This window comes from Escherichia sp. MOD1-EC5950 (assembly GCF_002965345.1).
GTDB classification, from domain to species: domain Bacteria; phylum Pseudomonadota; class Gammaproteobacteria; order Enterobacterales; family Enterobacteriaceae; genus Escherichia; species Escherichia marmotae.
The window spans coordinates 1-1,226 of the sequence record NZ_PTSR01000097.1 but is presented as its reverse complement, the minus strand read 5'-3'; the positions used below and the strand labels follow the sequence as shown (position 1 = coordinate 1,226).

Sequence of the window (1,226 nt, the reverse complement as noted above, 5' to 3'; positions counted from 1 at the left end):
AAGACGTAAGATGCGAAAAGCAGCCATGGACAGAAACTACCTGGCGTCAGTCCTTGCGGGGAGCGGGCTTTCGTAATCTTGCCCTGGTTCTTGATCATGCGAAAAGAGAAACTGGATCTTTGCGTGATTTAGCTAATGGTCGATCAAGAGAGTTTCGTGATATTGCCCGAAATGTGGAAAGACATAATACACGTGGAGGATGTGTATGAAACACAATAAATGGAACTCTGCATTTAAATTGGATGTAATGAGTGTTATTAAGGATCTTTCTATTAAAGGTCTGCGTGTCGGTTCATCTATTACTCGACTTCATGAAATAATGGGAGAGCCAGAGCTACCAGTAGCGAAAATAAGCAAGAAATCAAAAATATATTATTGGCTTTATGGTAATATCAGTTTTCTTTCCGAAGAGGATTATGTGGTAGCTATAGATATTGATTTTCATAGCAATAGAGAAAAGGTAATTACGTTTGATAACACAATGAATTGGGAACTTAATAACTGGTTGAATTTAGCTAAGGAATATAATTTTAACATAAATAATGACAATCAATTATTTTATTTAACTCATGATGGTATTTCAATTTGTTTATCTCAATATGGCAGGTTAAGTATGGTTTCTCTTCGATGAAAATAATAGATGGAATTTATTTTTTATAATAATAGATTGATGCTTTTTAAAATGCCGGGAAAGAAATTCAATCTTCCCGGCTCTTTTATTATTTAACTCTCGTTTAGCACGCTAAACATTCCGTCCCGCATCCACTTAACCGACTGTTTAACCTGATAAAGTTCCTCCCGCAGTTCCTGTACTTCGTTATTATCCGCAGGCAGGATCAGGCATCTCTCTGAGATCTTCACGGTAACGCCCGTGCCGATCTCAAATCCCGCTTCTCTCAGCCATCTGGCGCTGATTTTGATCACCGGCGTGTCTCTGTGGTTGGGCAGATAACGTGCTGGCAGCGTGACGGTCGTGGACGGGTACGCAGCCGCACGGACGCAATGGGGCGCAGAACGGCATTCGGATACGACGCTTACGGATGGCTGTCGCCAGGCGTACCGTTACAACGCGCTGAACGCAGTCACGGAAGTGGTGTTCACCGGGGAGCGGGGCGGTGAAATCCGTCACCGGCTGGCGCGCGATGCGGTGGGCCGGCTCACGGCAAAAGAGACAGCAGAAAGCCGTACAGAATACATCTATGATGCGGCAGACCAGCTACTGGAAA

At 43.7% G+C, this 1,226-nt stretch carries 3 protein-coding genes and 1 pseudogene; 3 read left to right on the top strand and 1 reads right to left on the bottom strand.

Translation table 11 applies throughout. The annotated features are described in order from the left end of the window. Together BEA93_RS25980 and BEA93_RS24415 are read left to right on the top strand one after the other, a co-directional pair. Window positions 1-76 (top strand): hypothetical protein (locus BEA93_RS25980; RefSeq protein ID WP_225374967.1); only part of this gene is annotated, 76 nt, incomplete at its 5' end. A 129-nt stretch (window positions 77-205) separates the two neighbouring features. After that, complete coding sequence (locus BEA93_RS24415; RefSeq protein ID WP_001516402.1) at window positions 206-631, top strand: hypothetical protein; 426 nt, start codon at window positions 206-208, stop codon at window positions 629-631. A gap of 92 nt (window positions 632-723) precedes the next feature. Here the strand turns inward: BEA93_RS24415 and BEA93_RS24410 are convergent, their stop codons facing one another. After that, window positions 724-963: a SymE family type I addiction module toxin gene (locus BEA93_RS24410; protein ID WP_105225243.1), complete on the bottom strand. Its 240-nt coding sequence runs from the start codon at window positions 961-963 to the stop codon at window positions 724-726. On the opposite strand from BEA93_RS24410, the pseudogene BEA93_RS24405 reads away from it, so the two are divergent. Then, window positions 934-1,226: pseudogene (locus BEA93_RS24405) on the top strand (RHS repeat-associated core domain-containing protein); the annotation flags it as partial. The gene BEA93_RS24410 and the pseudogene BEA93_RS24405 sit on opposite strands and share 30 nt — an antisense overlap.